We start from the raw sequence: 19,501 nt of genomic DNA on the forward strand, positions 1-19,501 counted from the left end.
CAGATTGAGGTGGCAAGAGCCGTCACCAGTCCCGCAAAGATTGCGGACCATGAAATGGGTGTGTGAAAGAGTGAATATTTTTCTTCTAGAGATGTTTCTCCTAGAAAATTCGTCTCAAATGGTGTGTTTTCAGGAATGCGAGTTTCCATGTTTTATCTCCTTGAATATGCTGGAGATACAATGCCTTTTTGCAAATTATGTTCCAAAAGTGAATAGATATGCGCCAAAAAGGACAGAAAACATCGAAAACAAGACGGTGATCATTGCTTAAAATTCTTCTTATATGACTCCAGTTTAGAACTGATAATACCAGTTTATCGAGAATTTTAGTTGATGGGGGGGTAAACGGTCTATGGGGGTATGGCTCTCTTTTCCCGTTCTGTACTGCAATGTTTAAAAGATTGAATGTCGTTGTGAAGTTTAATCTTTCCCCCTTAGCTTAAAAGTAAGCTCTCTTAATGCTTTTCTTTCAAGTAATGTCCCAGATACTGCTTGAGGAAAACTTTGTAAACGCTTTTCCATCATTGATTATGTTTGAAGGTAAAAAGTAAAATTCTGGAGTCTTTATTTTATTATTCATTTTTTTGTAAAAACAGTGCGTCTTCTAAAATTTTAGTTTTTTATATTGTACTTATAATTAAAAGAATGCTTCAATTATTCAAAATAAATATCAAAAGTATTCAATTCAAAAAGCTATGAGAGATAAAAGATAAGGAAGAAACATTAGTGTTCTAAGCTGTTTTTCCTTCTCTTATTGCTCTATATCAAAACAATGCTAGAAAAATTTTCTAAGTTCTTTGAGTAAAAACTCCCAAAACCAGAGAGGAAAGTTAACAAGTTTTGAGACAATGTCCAAAAGTTTCGAGATTCTCTCCAAAGGTTGTTTTTTAGTTTCGCCCGCAGTTTTTTTATACGATGTAAGAGCACTTTGATTTGAGAGATAAATTTGGTTCGATGGACCATCTTGTATTAAGAAAGTGCATTTTGTAAAGGTCATGCGTTCCACCTTTATGACGTAGGGATTATGAACTGTAATCGGTTCATAGGTGCTACAGGTTTTCACTTTTGCATTTGCAGTTGTCATGGATTCTGTTTCAAATGTATTTGTATAAAGGTTACTTGTGCGTTTTTCGGGTTTACTGTCGATTAAAATACATTCATCCATTATACTTTTTATGGGTGCATTTACTTTGTTTAGTATTTTATCAAACTCTTTTAGTCATTCTTTTATTAAAGGCCCGTAAATGTCTTTAATGTTTAAAAAGTCAAGAACACCAAGTTTACTGATGGCATTATAGGACCACCCTGAAAGACATGCGATTATTTCGATTGATTGCTCGTCGCCTTCTTTCCTCTGTATTGCTTTTAAGTCTTTAAATTTCGGGCGGCGTAAGGTGATTTCTGTGTATGTCTTTCCTTCCACTTTAATAGGTACAAGTAATTGGTACATGGCTAGTTCTGTTATATTCATTACTAGCTTCTCCTTGCTTTCTAAATTAGATGCAGAATGATTTATCAAATTTTTATTATAGCATGTTTGTCAATAGCTTAGGCAATAAACTTTGTGCTGGCTATGTAGAATGAAATTCTAACAAAATGGACAAGATGAATTTAGATTTTAAGGGGAGACAGAAGCGCAATTTGCTTTATGATATTAGTGGGCTATTAAGTTTATTTGCTCAACTATTTGCGTGGGGAGTTTTGAGGAAAGGGAGTTTGTGGCTTCTTTTTTCTTTGAGCGTTGTAAACCAATTCTGATAAAAGATGTTGTCGGAAGAGTGATGTTGTTGTCATGGAGAGGGATAGAGTTTGGGAGCGTTTTTGTTGATGATATCAATGAAAAAAGCTGATGAAGATAGGGCAACATGAATACAACAAAATGCGCTATTTCGGATTGGGAAATATATCTCTGAAGGAGAGGTTTGATCTTTTAGCTTCTTTTGCGTATAGTTTTAAAATTGCGGTTTGCTATGCTTTAAAATTAATTATAAAGTGAAGAACTAAGTATTTATTTATGTGTTGAGTGTGTGCGTGCGGATCATACACTGGATTTATGTCTCAACAAAATGAATTATTCTCGAATAAAGTAAAAGAATAAAGAAAATTTATTATTTTATTCCCTGTGGATAAAGTTAAAATAGCTTTATATTTATAAATATAAATTATTATTTTTCTATAAACGTAAAATTTAAATATTTTTAAATTTAAGAAATGTGACTTTCCTGATGAAACATAAATATACATTACCATTCATTGTACTTATCGTATGTTTATCGACGGGAGGATTGATTTCTACCGATATTTTTTTACCAGCACTGGGCGATATGCGTCAATATTATCAAGTGACACAATCTCAAATTCAAAGTGCAGTGGCGGTTTTTTTGTTGGCATTGGCACTTGGACAGCTCATTTATGGGCCGCTGAGTGATAATTTTGGGCGTAAAAAAACACTTCTATTGGGCTTATTCTTGTGGTTATTTACGACACTTGGTGTGATTTATACGGTTCATATTCACGCTTTTCTTGTGTTACGTTTTTTGCAAGGTCTTGGTGCTTGTGCGGGACTTGTCTTAAGTCGTGCAATTATCAATGATTTGTTGGATAAAAAAGCGGCTGGAAAACTTTATTTGATTGTTTTCCCTTTTATTGGAATGTCACCAGCACTTGCACCTTTCATTGGTGGACTTTTGATACAGGCTTTTCATTGGCAGGCAACTTTTATCTTTTTAAGCTTTTTTATATTTTTGACCATTTTGCTATGTTGTTTTGTGCTAAGCGAAACTCTACCCCCTCAAAAACGGCAGCATTTTTCTCCTGTAGGATTAATGAAGGCATATTTAGGCGTTTTCAGAAATAAACAATTTATTTTTTATGCACTTATTCCGTGTTTTTCTTACGCTGCCTATTTTGCTTATATTGTGGAGTCGCCTTTTTTACTCACGACTTTGGGGTTATCGCCGATACACATTAGTTATAGCTATATTGGTGTCTCGTTTCCCTATATTTTGGGAAATCTTTTGGCGCGATGGTTTTTTGAACGCGAGTCTATGGAAAAGACTGTGGGCAGAGGGTACATTATTTTTGTGATAGGTGGTGTGCTGTTTGCTTTGCAAATGTATCTAAGCCCATGGCCCCTTGTGACAAGTTTTATGGCTATTGCTGTTCTTACTTTTGGCAATGGTTTTTTATTGCCGTTAGGAACAGCGTTGGCTATTTCATCGCATCCGAAAGCTGCGGGAGCGGCTTCTGGTGTTATGGGATCTTTGCAATTAGGAAGTGCGGCACTCAGTGCAGCGGTTATCGGAAAAATCTCTGGTCATAGCCCACGGGCTATGGCAGCTTTATTAGCTGTGTGTTGTATGATTGGTTTTATCATTTATATTCAAAAAGCGCGTCATTTTATGACTTCAGAAATAAGCTGAGTAAATGATAAAAAGAAAGCATTATGCGGAAATGCTTTTGATGTTTTACACAAATGGGGCACCTGTACATTAGATGAATTTTTTTTATTAAGTTGCTGGATTGAGTGGGTTTAAAATTTGTTACAAGCTTAGTTTGAGTTTAACAAATCGATTATTATGGGGGGAGAATATGAGCCTAGAGTTTCAACATATTTTCATTATATTGGGTGGGAAAGTTTCTGGCTCTAATGCATGTTTAAAAATAAGGGGAGGAATTGATCAATGAGCCTTCCTATTATTATTCTTTCTCCTGTAATGCCAATTTGGGATGGTGGTGTTTTTTGTTCTCCATTGACAAAGCTATGCTTATCAAAAGGATTCCCTGTCACTCTGCTGGATACGCTTTCTCTTTTTCCTAAGAGTTCTCATGTTCTCAATTATTCTGCTGTAGACACTTTATCTTTTATGGCAGAAAAACTTAAAAGCTATTTTAAAGAGCCCGCAGTTCTTGTGGGATTTTCTATGGCTGGAACATTGGTACAAATATTGGCAGTACAGCTTCCCAATGTTCAAGCTGTGCTTGCTGTGAATGCGCCTGGCTATCCAGATAAGATTTTGCAACGGCGCCTTGGAGATATTCTTGCCTCCTTAGAAAATAATGATTTATCGGGGGCTTTGGAAATACTCAATGGTTTTATGCATCCTTCTGGCGTTATGAAAAAAAGAGCCTTATTGGAGATTCCTGATGAACAAAAAAGCGTGGCAATTGAACGCATGACAAGAGGCTTTAAACTCTTATTGATGATGGATGCTAGAGATGAGTTAGTTAAGTACAAGGGGAAGTTTTTAGCTTTAGTGGGAGAAAAGTCGCAACTTGCAACGGTAAATAATCAGACACAAAGTCATAATCTGAACCATGAATATAAGATTATCTCTGGTGCTGGTACGCGTTTGTGGGAGGATAATCCTACTATGACGGATGCAGTCATTGATGAGTGGATGGAGGGACTATGAAAAAGAAAGTTCTTGTATTACCTGGTGATGGGATAGGACCAGAGGTTTGTGATGCTGCGCTGATGGTTTTAGAGCAATTCCAATTGCCGATTGAATTGACTTATGGTGATATTGGTTTTGAATGTTGGAAACGGGAAGGAGATCCTATCCCTCAAGCGACTTGGCAAAAAATTACTCAGAGTGATGCTATTTTACTTGGTGCTGTGACCCGTAAAGGAAAAGAAGCGGCTTTAAAAGAACTTGCTCCGCATTTAAAAGAGAAAAACCTTGTCTATGTTTCTCCCGCACTTCAACTTCGCCAAAAGTTAGGTTTGTTTGCGAATATACGTCCTGTAAGATACATCTTTGGTCCGAGAAAACCTTTTCATTTTTGTGTTATCAGAGAAAATAGTGAAGGCCTTTATGCTGGATTGGATTTTCGGGGTATTTCTCCTGAAACAGCCGTTTGGCTAAAACATCCAAATTTGACAAAATATGGGCTTGAGGAAGCTGCGTGGACAGTCCGTTTGCAAACACGCTTTGGTTTAGAACGGTTATTTGAATATGCTTTTTCGTATGCAAGGAAATATCGCTTTAGGCGAGTTACTTTTGCTGATAAGCCTAATGTTCTGCGAGAGAGTGGTCAGTTTGCTCAGGAAATTTTTGAGAAAATTGCGCAAAACTATCCGGAAATTGAAGCAGATATTCATAATGTTGATGCGGTTGCTTTGTGGATTGCAACCAAGCCAGAGCGGTTTGGTGTGATTGTTGCTGAAAATATGTTTGGCAATATTCTCTCTGATCTTGGCTCTGGGATAATGGGGGGATTGGGGCTTGCATCTCATGCGAATGTGGGGAGCGAGATTGCTTATTTTGAACCTGTTCATGGAAGCGTACCACGTATTGCTGGACAAAATAAAGCCAATCCTTCTGCGATGCTTTATACTACGGCTTTACTCTTAGAGCATTTAGGCTTTAAAGATGCAGCAAAACAATTATCTGAGAGTGTTGATCAGGTTATTCGTGCTGGAAAAACCGTTACCTATGATCTTGGAGGTGTAGCCTCTACCCGTCAAATGGCTGAAGCTGTTCGCAATTCTCTTGTGAATCCTGTCTTTGTTTGTCGTGCGGCGATCATTACCGTTGGTGATGAACTCCTTTCAGGACAATATTTGAATACGAATTTACAAGATTTAAGCCAAAGCTTGAACAAGAGAAATATTCAAGTCACACGTCATTTTGTTTGTGCTGATCAATTACAGCAAATCAGTGAGACTGTTGTTTCTTGTCTTGGACAAGAAGATCTTATCATTATCAGTGGGGGATTGGGACCAACATCAGATGATAAAACACGCGATGGAGTTGCCCAAGCTGTAAAGCAGCCTTTGGTACATCATGAAGATGTTTGGCAAACAATAAAAGGTCAATTACAACGATTAGGGATTTTGGTGGATAAGAGTAATGCACGTCAAGCATTGTTTCCTGAGACAGCAACTGTGCTTGATAATCCTACAGGCACAGCACCAGGGTTTTATCTCTCTTGCGATGGAAGTACGCTTGTTGTTTTGCCTGGTCCACCATCACAGGCTCTTGCGCTTTTAGAGAATTATTTAGAACACAATGAGAAGAAATATTCTTCTGTATCGCGTGCAGAGTATGCATGGACTTTGATTGGAATTGATGAAAGTACTATTGCGCAGTGGGTTGATGATCATCTTGAAAATGAACCCTTTGAACGGCATTTTTTATGGAAAAGCCCCTATGTTTTGGTGCAACTGGTTGCTCAATCAGAAGCGCTCTTGGAACAACATTTCGTGGAAGCATTTGAAAATCATTTTCACCCCTATTTAGTTGGGGCAGAAGTTACTACTGCTTGTAAACAATTAGCGATGCATGCAGAGGTTCATTGGTCTGCCAATGATCCGCTGCTTTTAAAATATTTTCAGCCCATAGAAAAAGGTAAACAAGATATTCCACTGCTTGAGGTTGAAGTGAGCCTAGAGCCTTCTTTGGAGACATTAGAAAATCAAGCAGAAAGCCTTGGACATGCTACCATAACTATACGGATGAAAGGTTATGGTGAGGATTATATTACTTTTCCCTATACGCGACCACTTTTAGGTGTCGTCTTACAAGAATATGCAGCTTGGGTTGTCTTAAAAAGATATTTGAAAACGGAGAAGAAAAAATGAACCTCTATGGGGATGTAACAATATTGCTTAAATTATTAAACGTTCTATTATAGGAAGTATTTTGATCCTTTTCTTCAGTGGTTTTTGTCTATAGGGTAATTTTTCTTTTGATGTGTCATTAAATGACTTTGATTGATTCAAGATTAAGAAAAACTTTACGATATTAGGCTCGCTATATTCAATATTTATAATGATTAATTATGATTATAAATCAAGATGTTATCTTTCATGGAGCTGATGACAAGGAATCCAGAGACGTCATGTGCCGCAAGCGTTGTAGATAATTGAGATTCTTTGTAAATCAAAAAGCGATGGTGTGAAAAGACAAGAAGTTATGTCATTTACAGGAAAGCTTTGCAAATTTTATTGAACAATATGTCCGTGAAGAGTTTATTGCGAACATGTGCCGTTCTGTTATCTGATAATAAATTGCTGTAAAGAGCTCATAAAATTTTTCCTTTAAGTTTTTGTGTGATTGCATGATCGTTGGGTGTTCACTTCCGAGGGGCGATATTTTTCAATTTGATAACAGGAAGAACTATTTTTTCTGTAAGATGTGAAGATTTAAGGAGTGATTATTTTACGCTTTTGTTTTCTTTTTGATTGGTAATTTGTAGGAATTTTTTTTGGGGAAAATATTTAATGTGGTTAAAAACATTTTATGCGTGTGTGGGAGAAAAATAAAAATGTGGTCTTAATTGTTGATAAGAGTGTCAATATTTTTGATGAACAAATTTTAGTCGTAATTCTTAGTATCTAGATGGGAAGTTTATTGCATTTTTTAACAGTTCGTATTCTATCTGTTGTGATGCGCAGTGGTTTTTTAAGCAAAAAAGAAAGGGCTTTTATGTATCAGATTGATTACAACAGTTATCGTTCTGTCAAGAGTTTTAGTCGTCGCGTTCATTTTCTCGTTATGCATTATACGGCTATTGATTTTAAAGCCTCGATTATGGCGCTTACAGGAGAAAAGGTTAGTGCACACTATCTTGTTCCTGATCCTTCAGAGCAGACATATCGTGAGGCAGGCTTTAAGGATATGCGTATTTTTAATCTGGTTGATGAAAATGAGCGTGCATGGCATGCGGGTGTGAGTTCATGGGCTGGGCATAGTCATCTCAATGATGCATCTATCGGGATTGAAATCGTTAATTTAGCGACTTATCATGATGAGACGGGTATGTTTCCTCCTTATAATCCAATACAAATTGATGCTGTTAAGGAACTTGCCTTGAATATTCTTCAACGGTATCCCGATATTATGCCAACTGATGTGGTGGGACATAGTGATATTGCCATTGGAAGAAAAAGTGATCCAGGAGCAGCTTTTCCATGGAGAGAACTTTATAGCGCAGGTATAGGAGCATGGTATGATGATGAACTAAAAAGTCATTATCAAGAGCAATTCTCTAAGAATTTGCCACCCAAAGAAGATGTTTTGGCGAAGCTAAAATGTTATGGATATGACATTTCTGCTGCGTGTACCCAAACAGGATACAAAGATTTGATCCGAGCATTTCAACTTCATTTTCGTCAAGAAAATTATGATGGGATTCTAGATGTTGAAACAGCAGCAATTCTTTATGCATTGGTTGATAAGTATTTTCCGTGAATTCAATGCGTTTTAATTGAAAATATGGCTTATGATTACGTGTAAGCCTTTTTATTATCAGGAAAGGCTGCTTTTTGCCAATTGGCTTTATGTAAAAAGGGCATTAATCGTGTAAAAAATCCCATGTACGGTGTAAGGCGTTTTATGGAAACATAACTCTGAAAGCTCTATGATTTGCAGAGATTAAATTTTATTGTTTCTTTGTCTTATATTTTTCTTCCTTTAAAAACGCATAAAGCCAAGATGTTGTGTATATGATGACATGTTCCTTACGCAGGGTAAAAGGCTTCAAATAAAATGGATTTGTATTGTATATTTACATGCTTGTTTTAAAGAAATGTCTTTTAGTGTGTATCACAACACATATTTTACAGCGACGTTCATAGAGAATATAATCTAAAATCCTCTATGAAGTGTATCCTCATTTTTATGCTTAATAAAAGTGCCTAGCATTATCGTACACTTTGTTAGATCTCAATGTTACGACAACCCTTGGAACTGAAAACGATACATAAAAGGGTTTTCTTTACTCGTTTTTATTCACACGGCTCTCTCCGCTTGTCGTGTACAAGTGAAAGGTTTTGGTTGATTGAAACATGCAAAATTATAAATTATGATTATAAATCAAAGTGATGCAGATTCAAGAAAAATAGGGGCATTTACAGATTGCTACTGATAGGGGGGCTATTCTTTAGAAGGGGAAGAGGTCAATTCATTTTTTTTGAAGATATATCTCTTTTCTCTTTTATTGCTTTAGGGGATGTTTGCATCGTTTTGACAGCATGTTTCTTAATGATTAAGTTTTTTAATGAAGCAGTGTTATAAAACGTTGTGTTTTAGAGTGTTGATAGAAGACACATTCAGGCATATCAAAAACACAATGATGTCTTGTTTTTTCAATATTTTATCTGTTCAGTGTAGAATTTATTTGAGAAGATCATGACCTAAATTAACAAAGGTTAGAAGTAAATTATCAAGAAAGACCAATTTGGTCATAAAGCAAAGGGGTTATTCATGCTTTAAAGGGCAAGGAAGAGATTGTGTTTGAAGTGATGTGTAAACGCCCGTGTGAGGTGCTCTTATCAAGCATATCAGGTTAATCTTCTAAGAGTAGTTTTATGAAACTAAGGCGGTTTTTTTTTCGAGAGACAAGACAATACGTATCAGGAAAAGATATTCATGATATTTGATTTCAAAAATAAAAACTGGCAAACCATGTTGCCAGTTTTTAAAAGCTGTAGCTTAAATAGGATTAGAATGAACGCTGTAAACGGATCATACCTTGAAAAGCACTTTTCTTATTGAATAAATGTTTTTCATCATTATTTTTATCCGTCACAACGCGATCATCGTTCCAAGAAACATAGGTTAATTCAGGTGTAATCACAAATCCTGGAACCAGCGTGTATGTAATATTTACAGAAGTTGCAAAGGTTTTTACAGCACTATAAGAAACTTGAGCATTCAAATTTGCTTTTGGAGTAAGCTTGTAAGTGGCACCCGCCCAAGCAGCCCATTTACCACCCCAGTTTGCATAAATCGTTGTGCTTTTTCGTGATAACTCATCATTTGCATTTACTGTGTAGTAATCAAGTCCATTTTTATAGCCAGCCATTACCCATAGATTGAAACGATCGTTGACATTGAAATCTGCACGTACTTTTCCAGCCCACTTTTTGTAGTAAGCATCATATGCTGCAACTGCTGAAAAACCACCCCATTTTTGCATGAACTTTATACCCAAAACCACATTCGGGGTGTAATTTTTAATTGCTTTACTTGGAAGAGTGCCCTCAGTGATAGAAACAAGCTTATCATCTTTATCAATGTAGTATCCTGTTATTTCTGGAAGAGAATCTGCATTATTGCCTAATTCAGCGCCGATAATAGCAGAAAAGCCGGAGTCACCACTAAAGGTGTAGGAAATAAAATTGGTGCGTGTTGTGCCGGCAGGCGCTATGCTGTCATCATTGAGAACATTTCCATAATCACCAGTCCAGCTGTTGAAAATTGTGTCATCAAGACCTACGCGAAAACCACCCAGTTCAATGTAAGCCGCGGCAAGCTTTGCAGCAGCGTTGTCTCTACCATCACCCCAGTTTGAATAAATTCTTGCATATGAACGAAGTGTTCCCATTTCTGTTTCAGAAGCTGCTTGAAAAACAAGGGTGAGCCGTGATGCTGCGCCATAGGTTTTTCTTTTGTTTCTTAGTTCAGTTTCGGTTGTTGCATCGATATTATCACCGCCTATAAAATCAGTACGAACATTTCCTGATAAACGCATGCAGGTTTCTGTTCCAGGGATATAAAAATATCCTTTTCCATAGGCATCACAAACGCGAATATATTCTACAGGTTCGGGTTCGGCGATAACTGTTGAAGCAGCATGTGCTCCAGAAATTGCTAAAAAAGCTGCTGTAGAGCTTAAAAAGAGGGATTTAATATTCATATGGGATCTCCGAGGTCCGGTTAAATTTCTTCTAAAGAGTACCATTTGCCTAACGCATTAAGGACAAAGACATAAGTAAAATACGCAGCACTTGTTATCTTAGCTATAACTAATCTTTTTAGAGTTTCAAATATGAAATTACCTTTTTGTAATATATACATGTACTATTCGAGATGCTGTGGTAAAAAAGACACAATTTTTGTTTTATTAACTTTTGCTCCTTATGGGATCAATAAAGGAAAAAAATTTTCAGATATTTGGGAAAAAAATCGAAAATGTCTTGAACTTTCTGTTGATACCATTTATGCCTCTCTGTTGGAGAGGTGGCCGAGTGGTCGAAGGCGCTCCCCTGCTAAGGGAGTAGGGCTCAAAAGGCTCTCGAGAGTTCGAATCTCTTCCTCTCCGCCATCTATTGTTATAAAAGCAGTTGACTGTGTATCGGAATTCTGTTTATCCCGTTGGGATTATACCTCTCATATAAAAAGCATGTTCTAAACACAAATATACTTGTGTTGCCGATTTATGCACTTGTTTTAAAGAGATATCTTTGCAATGTGTATAAGCCCATTTTGCGACGCCACCTCGTAAATGGTATAAAACACAAAAGTTTCTGTGAGACATATAAAGCCTTATAAAGCCACATCATTTGTATACTTATGAAGGTGCAAAGAGGCATATTATATATCTGCTTATATATCTGCCTTCCTGTTGTTATAGATTTTGACTATGAGAGTTCATAAAAGGCATTTTTCCTTTCTAAATCGTTTTTATTTATACGGCTTTCTTTGCTTATGATGTGCAAGCAAATGATTTTGATTGTTTCAACCATAAAGCAGATTTGAAAAGAAAGAATCTTACAATATTCGCGTTTGGTATATTATCATTATAAATCAACGTGTTGCTTTATATTTGCATTGTGTATTGAAAGTTGGATGTGGCAATGCTCTCAAAAAAGTTATAGATTTCTTTTAGAAGAAAACATTGTGGGTGAAATGTTATGGTTTTCCTTTCATAGAGACTTTTGAGAGTGTTTCATCCATCTCATGACAACCAAACCACACATGAAAAAAGTAATGGTCGGTAATATTAGGTAGTAAGATGGAGAAACTTTTGCAGGAAGAAAAGAAATAATACTCAATACTGTAATTGAAAATATTCTTCCGCTAAAAGAGACAGCACCAACAACACCGGAAATATGCTGCGTTTGTTTTTGGTTAAGTTCTGAGAAAAATAAGCTTTTTGCGCCGATCGGTACAGTGCAAATAAATCCATGGATTAAAGAGAAGGCGATGACTGATGCAGCAGTTTGATGGCTATGAACTGAAAAATAGAGCGCTATGCACATCAGCGCAGAAAAGAAGGAAAAATATTTTATAGAATTCTTATATTTTTTATCAAGAACATGATACTTAGACATCAGTAAATTTGAAAAATATTGTGCTGAAAAGGCTCCAATATGGCAGCACATCAAGACGAGCATTTGCGAACCGTTGAGGTGATGAATTTTTCCCCCTAAAAGTATTATTGGTTGCCAGAAATGATAAATAATCTGAATACCAGCGCTAAAAAGGCACATGAGGAAAATAAACCATGCTCCTCCTACTGTATTTTGAAATATCCAGAGCGTTTCCTTGGCATTGTGCAAGATTGTTTTTGTTTTGGACGTTTCAATTGTCGTTTTCTTTTCTTCAGGAACAATAAGGAATATCAAAAAAATAAATCCCATCATGAGGCATGAGATGATATATCCCATAAAATATCGTCCAGAGTAATAGATCGTTCCAATTCCTACAATCCCACTGAGAATACTTCCAAAAGAGTTAACCTGGTGGTAGAGATGAGCATAATGCGAAAAGTGATCCTGTTTATCGCCTAGAGAATGGTAAATCCATCCGTCAATGGCGCTGACAATGATGCAAATGCCTGCTGCATAGAGAATTTGCGCAATAATAAGTGCTGTCATATTGGGAGCTTGAAGGCATAGAAGATAAAATACTCCTGTCATAAAGACCCCAGCCATAACGGAATATTTACGCCGATATCTGTCAGATAAAACAGCGCAGGGAAAATCAAGCAGCAGAATGGTGGTGGAAAAGACAACCTGAAGCAGAGCTAATTGCGCCAGACTCACTCCCATGGACATTAAAAAAATCGCATGGTAAACGCCGATCAGCATGCGGACAGCATTATAGGAGCCATAGGTGAGAGCAAGGGTGCGTGCTCTGTTCATTGTGTTGTTCCATAGATTGTACAATAAGAATTCTCATTGAAAAGAATATTTTTCTGTGAAAAGGTAGCGGTTTCATATCCCCATTCAGGGATTAGTGGAAAGAAGGCTTCCATAACCATCCCAAAATTTAAAAGGTCCCTTAGTCCATATGGGACTTCAAAGCGTATTAATGAGAGCAAATGATGCAATTTTAAAGTGATTATGAGGAGCAACATAAGCCTCATAAATGAGATTGTTATTTTTTGAGGGGAGTTGCTTCCGTAGTAATCATTTTGTCTAGATCTGTAAAATGACCCTAGGACGGCAAGATCATTGACATAATTAGGACTTATAGAAGTGTGTTTATTTTTTATACACCATTTACTGATCCATTCTCTTTGCTGATCAGCTGAAATAGCACAAATGATCCATAAATCGGTTTTTGGTAATTTTTTGATATCTTTTTTTATAGTCATCAACATTTGTAATCCCCCCATTCTTTCTGACTGTTTCTCCGTATCACTTTACGTCTAAAAATTTTTTTCAGAATTCATCTTTACTTTATTTATTAAAAATTTATTAAAAAGATTGTCTCGCAAGGTGCTTTTTAATCACGTCATTACGATTAAGAATTAAATTTCTGATATAAGAGGAAGGGTGCATGATACATTGTGACTAAATACATAAATCCCTCCGTATCCTGAAATGACGATTTCCTTTTGCAAAACAGTATCTTGAATGGAAGCTCGATAACCGTTACGTTGATCATGGAAATGATACCCTAAAAGAGTGCTTATGAGTGCTTGAAGATATTCTTTAGATATTACAGATAGGACAAGAAAATAGTTTAAAAAAATCAAACGTGGGATAAAAGCTTTCATCTTATGATGGGTAATGGTGAATTTTAAACTTCATCTACTGTTTTTTTGAGCTACTGTGCTGTAAGAAAGATCAAACTCCCCCAATTCATGTCTCTAATTTAGATCATTTTTAGATCATTGATCATAAAACATTATATACTGTCTTTTCAAATTATAACTTTGCTCACTGCTTGTCTTCACTGATTAAATCAACATTTCTCTAAAAATGCCGCTTGAGAAAAATGCATCCTATCAGTTTAATATTCTATGATCTTTTAATTAATTTAAAGAAGATAACATAAAATATACGATAAAAAATGAATAAATTTCAATTTTTATAAAAAAAACAAACTTTTTACTGCTGCTGATAAAAAACAAAGCTATATTAAAAGTAGCCTTTATACCCTTCAATACTATTGATTTTTGGTTGTTACCGGATGAAGGTTCCTTTGTTTTGGAAAGAGCAGAGCAGAATTTAAGAGCAGAATGGGCGCGTGCGCAAAAGCTTGTCCTTGATCTCTCTTTAAGTTGGATACTAAGCCGCTTGATGGTTGAGGGTGTTCACCATGTGAACATAACGCAACCTTGTGAGGGTATTTTAGTCATACCTGATGAAGCAGAGCTTTAGGGGATATTGTCTTGTTTGAACGGGGGCGTGCTGATTGATTTCCTCGTTGTTATTGCTGCTTAATTTCAGCCATTATTTTTCTGAAAAAGAAGCTTTGTAGGGAGAAGATCATACATGGAGCAGAGTGTAAAACGATGAAATGCATATAACTGATCCAGTAATGTTGACAATAATCGCTCAATATGTTGCTCTGGTTGTTCAAACAAATGGCTAGATTGGCTTTACTCTCTGAGATAAGTACTACTGTTGATGAGATAGAACGCAGATGAGGGAGCTATCAGTTAAGGGATTAAGAGTAATGGGGGGAAAAAATAATCGTCAAGATTTGAGTTATTTCAAAATCGCTGTATTCGGTATGATTATTATGATTTTGGGGATGGGGATTGGGCGATTTTTCTATACGCCGGTATTTCCTGTTATGTTGGATGAAGGATTGTTTACCTTTAAGCAACTTTCTTATATAGCTAGCGCTAATTATGGCGGTTATTTAGTTGGGAGTATGGTTTTTTCGCTTTGCAGAGTTGGGAATATATCCCGTGCTCCCTACATGCTATTTGGTGCAGCTATAGTGACGAGTGCACTTATTTTTGCCATGGCGTTAACAACAAACTTTTACTTGGTCTTCTTTATCCGCTTTGCTGCCGGTATCGCGAGTGCAGCAATGATGATTTTTGGTTCTATGACGGTTATGCAGCATAGTCACAAGCTGTGGGTTATTGCTTCGCTCTATGCAGGTGTGGGAGTTGGTATTCTGCTGGGTAATGAGTATGTTATTATTGGTTTGAGTAAATCGCTGAACGCGAAAAATATTTGGTTTGGAGCTGGTTTTATATCTGTTGTATTGTTGCTCTTGTTGTTTATTTTATTTCCACGTCGTGTTGATGCGTCTCAATTTGCTATTAATGAGTCATTGGCACACGAAAATATCGTTTGGTGGGAACTCGCTCTGATTTATGGGCTTGCTGGGTTTGGTTATATTATTGTCGCGACATATCTTCCTCTGATGGCGAAAACATTTAATTTCCCACTACTTGCTAACCACTTATGGTCGTTTGTCGGAATAGCCATTGTTCCTAGTTGTTTCATTTGGTTATGGGGAGCCCATCGGTGGGGGGTATTACGTTGTCTGATGCTCAATTTGCTTATCCAAGGAGGATGCGTATTACTGACATTATTCAGCCAGTCTCTTGTACTGATCGTTCTCAGTTGTATAGGGTTTGGATTTACTTTTATGGGGACGACTTCTTTAGTTATGCCGTTAGCTAAGCGTTTATATGCGCCGTATGGTATAAATCTGCTAGGCTTGGCTACCTTAACTTACGGTTTTGGCCAAATATTAGGACCTCTCTTGACGAGTTTTTTACAGTTTGGTTCATATGCCATTGCGCTTTCCGTTATCTGTGGTGCTGTAGCGCTTTTTGCCGCTGCTGGAATCTGTCAATATTGTCTTTGTAAAAAGGTCGTTGACGTTTCATAAATCCGCAATCTTCACTAAAAAGTCGAGAGAATTTATTCCATTCTTTTTGAAACATTTTGTGAAAGTCAAATTATTCTAATAGGAGAGATTACAGAATGCTTCACTCTACAGTCGCTATTCTGGGCGTTGGTCCTCGTGGGATCAGTATTCTCGAACGCTTGCTCACACTTTATTCCCATTATCCATTTTCTGGAAACATTGATATTTTATTGATTGATCCCAATGAGATGGGAACTGGTTCCCATAGTGTGCATCAGCCAGATCATTTATTGGTTAACACTGTCGCTTGCCAGATTACTTTATTTGGTGATGATACAGTTAAGGGTGTCGGGCCTATTCGTAAGGGGCCGAATTTCTATCAATGGGCTAGTCAACAAGGTTATCGTAATATTAACGGTGTTTTTTCTCGTACAGAGCATGATGTTGGGAGAGAAATCAAAGAAAATGATTATTTATCACGTCGTTTGTTAGGGGAAGACCTGTCTTGGGTTTACCAAGAGTTCACGCAAGATTTACCTTTCGCTATTCGTATTAAGGAGATCCGACAAAAAGTTATCAATCTCCATATCCACCAAGATCATAAAACGGATGTTCTTTTGGAAGATGGCTGTCGTTATAGTGTAGATTTTGTTTCCATGACCACGGGTCACGGTAAGAATATATATTCATCGCATGATGAAAGTCTGTAACAGTTTGTGGCTGTTCACCAAATGAAAAACGCGCTTTTGAACTATTATTCGAATCCTTATCCAATTGAAAAGTTGGACTCTATACAAGCTCAGTCTCGTGTGCTGCTGCAGGGAATTGGATTAACTAGCTATGATGTCTTGTCGCAATTGACTTACGGTCGTGGTGGGACTTTTACTGAAAATGCTGGACAATTGCGCTACATGCCAAGCGGCAAAGAACCTGCGACAGCTCTATTCTCTCGTCAAACATTGCCTTTTAGTAGTCGCGGGATTAATCAAAAGGGTGGTAGTGGGCAATACATACCATCATTCCTTATTCTCGATGCAATACATCATCTGCGTAAGCAATCCAGCATTGCTAACGGCTCTCCGAAGCTGGGTTTCGAAACGCAGCTTTTACCTCTGTTGCTTAAAGAAATGTGTTATGTCTATCGAAGTACGCAGCTGGGGCACTGGCTAGACCCTGAAACCTATGTTGTTACTTCCAAAGACGAGCAGTGTATTCAAGCGTTGCTGTATCCTCATCGAAATAAAATATTTGCCTCTTTGAAGGATTATACAAGATTCTTCATGGAGCATTTGAAGGACGATCTTCATTCTTCCGCTGCAGGTAATGTTGATGGCCCAGTGAAAGCTGCTACAGATGTGCTACGAGATGTCCGTGATATCTTACGTTCAGCAATTGATTTTTGCGGGTTAACGTCTTCATCTCACAAGTATTTTATTGAATATTTTAATCCAAACTTTAACCGTATTTCTGTCGGCCCACCGATGCAGCGAAACCAAGAGTTGAAGGCTCTGATGGAGGCTGGTATCGTGACTTTGGCTGGCGGACCTTCACCTAAACTTGTTCTCAATGCTAGTACCAGCCGTTTCGAAATTCAGTCTGTTTTTCAAGATGAAAACAGTTCAGTTGATGGAGATGTGCTGATCAAGGCCAAGATTGATCGTTTTTCTCCGTTGCGTGATGAGTCCTCTTTTATCCAGAATTTGGCTGGTCAGGGCATCATTCGACCATTTATCAACCAAGGATATCATCCTGGTGGTATTGATATTGACCGTCGGCAGCATCCTATAGACACTAAAGGGCAAATACAAAATACATTATGGGTGGTCGGTAATCCAGTAGAGGGGCCCAATTTTTATACATATATTTTGCCTAGGCCTTTAGTTAATTCTCGTGCACTGTGGGATGCAGGGCGCTGTGTCACTGACATGTACGAGCAGCTTCTTAATCGCTACTCAGTCAAAGATTCAACAATTAATGTACATTGATGATGTAAAAAGCTTCCTGATACGCATGTCCTCCGTATCCGTTATAATGGCGATGCTGATGCTATTCATTTTTCTTATGTCTATCTCAATAAGAACTTGGTTTCTTATTCCATTGGCTGGAGTGACTGTTTTCGGTTATTTGCTTTTGACGATACCATACTGGTGGTTGAAGGGGAATGCACGCAGTGGTGTGTTCATCCTGTTGGTTTGTACTTTAGTGCTGATATGGCGTTGGCACTTGCCTGATGTTCATACTGTGCTTGTGCGTTTTACTGATGTCTTTTGGCTATTACTCGCTATGGGATTGTTGCGCCATGTGATGAATATATGGCGTATTTCAGAATTTCTCTCTGAATGGTTGATGCGCTATGGAAAGGGTTCGCTTACCCTGTCCATCGCGATACTGACTGCGTTTTTAGCTTGGCCGATGAGTTTGGGGGTTATCCCCCTAATGATTGATGCCTTGAAGAAAAGTGTTTTTCCCTCTCGCGATTTGGCCGCTATTGTGATGCGAATGATGAGCATCACGATGGTACTGATGCCGACCAGCATCGGTGCAGCAACAGTTTTCGCTGCTATGCCTAGAACACCAATATTCACATCCGCTGCTTTGGGGATACCACTTTTTCTATTTAGTCTGTTGTTGTTGTGCATTTCTCCAGTTGTACCGCTAGCTAACCCGATTATTTGCGATGAGAGGAGAGCGAATAAAGAAGGAGAGAGAGTAAGAATTTGGATTTTTTTGATATTTTTCTGGCTAATATTTATCGTTGCGTTGACAGTTATTAGGTTGAATGCACTAGAAAGCATTGCATTGACGGCGAGCATTCTATACCTCATTGAGCGTGGGAGTTCACACAGTATTGATTTTTTGACTCCTTTGGTGGCAGTGATACGCAGTATATCCAGTGAAATTATGTTGTTGCTAGGTTGTAGTCTGCTAATATCTACTTGTGATTTGCTTATTCCTTTGTTGTCGATGACGTTGAGTCACTCATTGGCATCACTCTCTGTTTGGCAGCTTATGCCTGTATTCTCTTTGTATTGCCAATTTTCAGTGTAGTAGGAATTCACCCTATGGTGCTATTTAGTTTGGCATTTCCCTTACTAGGGTCATCGATGGCTTATGGGGTTACGGATTATTTGATTTGGATTTGCTTCTTTATTGCAGCTCAACTCCTTTCTCCTGTATCAATAAATGCTATTTTTGTTTCCAGTAGCCTGCATATTTCACCGGTGGATACGAGCTTTAAAATGCATAGTTATTATGTATTAATATTTAATCTTTTTGCGTTCATTTATTTGAGCTTTTTTATTCAATATTTGTAAATTATGGAGATCTTATGCCTTACATAAATATTAAAATTACTAATGAAGGGGTTACCTCTGAACAGAAACGGCAACTAATAGAAGGGGCAACTCAATTATTAGTTAATATTCTGAATAAAAATCCGAAAACGACTGTTGTCGTGATTGATGAAGTGGAGACAGACAATTGGGGTATTGGTGGTGTCCCCATTACAGAATTAAGAAAAGCTCAAAATAAAGAATAACTCTGTGTATTTGACAATAATTTAAGGTCAATAGGGTTAATCAATGTAAAAAATCCCGTCCTTTAGCAACATTTGATCAGAGCGCTATTGGGGCGGTTGTTACAGCCCCTGATGCTGATGCACAAACTTATCCCCTTAATGAGCCTGTGTTGGTCTTTACGCA

13 protein-coding genes, 1 tRNA gene and 2 pseudogenes are annotated in these 19,501 nt (G+C 37.4%); 11 read left to right on the plus strand and 5 right to left on the minus strand.

Features of this window, described 5'->3' with window-relative positions:
* Together ACFINH_RS08025 and ACFINH_RS08030 are read right to left on the minus strand one after the other, a co-directional pair.
* Nucleotides 1-149: pseudogene (locus ACFINH_RS08025) on the minus strand (DUF3792 domain-containing protein); the annotation flags it as partial.
* 1,070 nt (nt 150-1,219) lie between these two features.
* On the minus strand, nt 1,220-1,471 hold the full coding sequence (locus ACFINH_RS08030; protein WP_375632598.1) for a phage tail assembly protein: 252 nt from the start codon (nt 1,469-1,471) through the stop codon (nt 1,220-1,222).
* 754 nt (nt 1,472-2,225) lie between these two features.
* Between ACFINH_RS08030 and ACFINH_RS08035 the strand changes: the two genes are divergently transcribed.
* The 4 genes from ACFINH_RS08035 (at nt 2,226) to ACFINH_RS08050 (ending at nt 8,198) form a co-directional block, all read left to right on the plus strand.
* Nucleotides 2,226-3,422 carry a multidrug effflux MFS transporter gene (locus tag ACFINH_RS08035; RefSeq protein WP_375632599.1) on the plus strand — a complete coding sequence of 399 codons (1,197 nt, stop codon included), beginning with the start codon at nt 2,226-2,228 and terminating at the stop codon, nt 3,420-3,422.
* 261 nt (nt 3,423-3,683) lie between these two features.
* Nucleotides 3,684-4,415, plus strand: coding sequence for an alpha/beta fold hydrolase (locus tag ACFINH_RS08040; RefSeq protein WP_375632600.1), 732 nt, complete (start codon nt 3,684-3,686; stop codon nt 4,413-4,415).
* Nucleotides 4,412-6,586 (plus strand): isocitrate/isopropylmalate family dehydrogenase, encoded by a 2,175-nt coding sequence (locus ACFINH_RS08045; RefSeq protein WP_375632601.1) that lies wholly within the window; start codon nt 4,412-4,414, stop codon nt 6,584-6,586. Before ACFINH_RS08040 ends, ACFINH_RS08045 begins: the two co-directional genes overlap by 4 nt.
* An 847-nt stretch (nt 6,587-7,433) precedes the next feature.
* The gene (locus ACFINH_RS08050; protein WP_375632609.1) at nt 7,434-8,198 is read left to right on the plus strand and encodes an N-acetylmuramoyl-L-alanine amidase; all 765 of its coding nucleotides are present in this window, start codon (nt 7,434-7,436) and stop codon (nt 8,196-8,198) included.
* A gap of 1,252 nt (nt 8,199-9,450) precedes the next feature.
* Here the strand turns inward: ACFINH_RS08050 and ACFINH_RS08055 are convergent.
* Nucleotides 9,451-10,647: a porin gene (locus tag ACFINH_RS08055; protein ID WP_375632602.1), complete on the minus strand. Its 1,197-nt coding sequence runs from the start codon at nt 10,645-10,647 to the stop codon at nt 9,451-9,453.
* Nucleotides 10,648-10,964: 317 nt separating this feature from the next.
* Here ACFINH_RS08055 and ACFINH_RS08060 point away from each other — a divergent pair.
* Nucleotides 10,965-11,055, plus strand: a tRNA-Ser gene (locus ACFINH_RS08060).
* Nucleotides 11,056-11,656: 601 nt separating this feature from the next.
* Here the strand turns inward: ACFINH_RS08060 and ACFINH_RS08065 are convergent.
* Nucleotides 11,657-12,877, minus strand: coding sequence for an MFS transporter (locus ACFINH_RS08065; RefSeq protein ID WP_375632603.1), 1,221 nt, complete (start codon nt 12,875-12,877; stop codon nt 11,657-11,659).
* Nucleotides 12,874-13,338, minus strand: coding sequence for a hypothetical protein (locus tag ACFINH_RS08070; RefSeq protein WP_375632604.1), 465 nt, complete (start codon nt 13,336-13,338; stop codon nt 12,874-12,876). The genes ACFINH_RS08065 and ACFINH_RS08070 overlap by 4 nt, the downstream gene beginning before the upstream one ends.
* A gap of 796 nt (nt 13,339-14,134) precedes the next feature.
* On the opposite strand from ACFINH_RS08070, the pseudogene ACFINH_RS08075 reads away from it, so the two are divergent.
* The 6 genes and pseudogenes from ACFINH_RS08075 to ACFINH_RS08100 all read left to right on the plus strand — a co-directional run.
* Nucleotides 14,135-14,382 (plus strand): annotated as a pseudogene (locus ACFINH_RS08075) (baseplate assembly protein); the annotation flags it as partial.
* Nucleotides 14,383-14,642: 260 nt separating this feature from the next.
* Nucleotides 14,643-15,821 (plus strand): YbfB/YjiJ family MFS transporter, encoded by a 1,179-nt coding sequence (locus tag ACFINH_RS08080; protein WP_375632605.1) that lies wholly within the window; start codon nt 14,643-14,645, stop codon nt 15,819-15,821.
* Between the two features lie 95 nt (nt 15,822-15,916).
* The gene (locus ACFINH_RS08085) at nt 15,917-16,510 is read left to right on the plus strand and encodes an FAD/NAD(P)-binding protein (protein ID WP_375632606.1); all 594 of its coding nucleotides are present in this window, start codon (nt 15,917-15,919) and stop codon (nt 16,508-16,510) included.
* Nucleotides 16,511-16,531: 21 nt separating this feature from the next.
* Entirely contained in the window at nt 16,532-17,785 is a 1,254-nt protein-coding gene (locus tag ACFINH_RS08090; RefSeq protein WP_375632607.1) for a hypothetical protein, read from the plus strand.
* 58 nt (nt 17,786-17,843) lie between these two features.
* A complete protein-coding gene (locus ACFINH_RS08095) occupies nt 17,844-18,848 on the plus strand; it encodes a hypothetical protein (protein WP_375632608.1) in 1,005 nt (334 codons plus the stop codon).
* A gap of 280 nt (nt 18,849-19,128) precedes the next feature.
* Nucleotides 19,129-19,338 carry a 2-hydroxymuconate tautomerase family protein gene (locus ACFINH_RS08100; RefSeq protein WP_375607418.1) on the plus strand — a complete coding sequence of 70 codons (210 nt, stop codon included), beginning with the start codon at nt 19,129-19,131 and terminating at the stop codon, nt 19,336-19,338.
* The last annotated feature ends 163 nt before the right edge of the window (nt 19,339-19,501 follow it).

Source organism: Bartonella sp. AA74HLJMH (assembly GCF_042197045.1).
In the GTDB taxonomy this organism is placed as follows: Bacteria; Pseudomonadota; Alphaproteobacteria; order Rhizobiales; family Rhizobiaceae; genus Bartonella.

Bases quoted from the DNA above. Each gene is read 5' to 3' on its own strand.
- ACFINH_RS08030 (WP_375632598.1), bottom strand. From the start codon at position 1,471: ATGAATATAACAGAACTAGCCATGTACCAATTACTTGTACCTATTAAA.
- ACFINH_RS08035 (WP_375632599.1), top strand. From the start codon at position 2,226: ATGAAACATAAATATACATTACCATTCATTGTACTTATCGTATGTTTA.
- ACFINH_RS08040 (WP_375632600.1), top strand. From the start codon at position 3,684: ATGAGCCTTCCTATTATTATTCTTTCTCCTGTAATGCCAATTTGGGAT.
- ACFINH_RS08045 (WP_375632601.1), top strand. From the start codon at position 4,412: ATGAAAAAGAAAGTTCTTGTATTACCTGGTGATGGGATAGGACCAGAG.
- ACFINH_RS08050 (WP_375632609.1), top strand. From the start codon at position 7,434: ATGTATCAGATTGATTACAACAGTTATCGTTCTGTCAAGAGTTTTAGT.
- ACFINH_RS08055 (WP_375632602.1), bottom strand. From the start codon at position 10,647: ATGAATATTAAATCCCTCTTTTTAAGCTCTACAGCAGCTTTTTTAGCA.
- ACFINH_RS08065 (WP_375632603.1), bottom strand. From the start codon at position 12,877: ATGAACAGAGCACGCACCCTTGCTCTCACCTATGGCTCCTATAATGCT.
- ACFINH_RS08070 (WP_375632604.1), bottom strand. From the start codon at position 13,338: ATGTTGATGACTATAAAAAAAGATATCAAAAAATTACCAAAAACCGAT.
- ACFINH_RS08080 (WP_375632605.1), top strand. From the start codon at position 14,643: ATGGGGGGAAAAAATAATCGTCAAGATTTGAGTTATTTCAAAATCGCT.
- ACFINH_RS08085 (WP_375632606.1), top strand. From the start codon at position 15,917: ATGCTTCACTCTACAGTCGCTATTCTGGGCGTTGGTCCTCGTGGGATC.
- ACFINH_RS08090 (WP_375632607.1), top strand. From the start codon at position 16,532: ATGAAAAACGCGCTTTTGAACTATTATTCGAATCCTTATCCAATTGAA.
- ACFINH_RS08095 (WP_375632608.1), top strand. From the start codon at position 17,844: ATGCTATTCATTTTTCTTATGTCTATCTCAATAAGAACTTGGTTTCTT.
- ACFINH_RS08100 (WP_375607418.1), top strand. From the start codon at position 19,129: ATGCCTTACATAAATATTAAAATTACTAATGAAGGGGTTACCTCTGAA.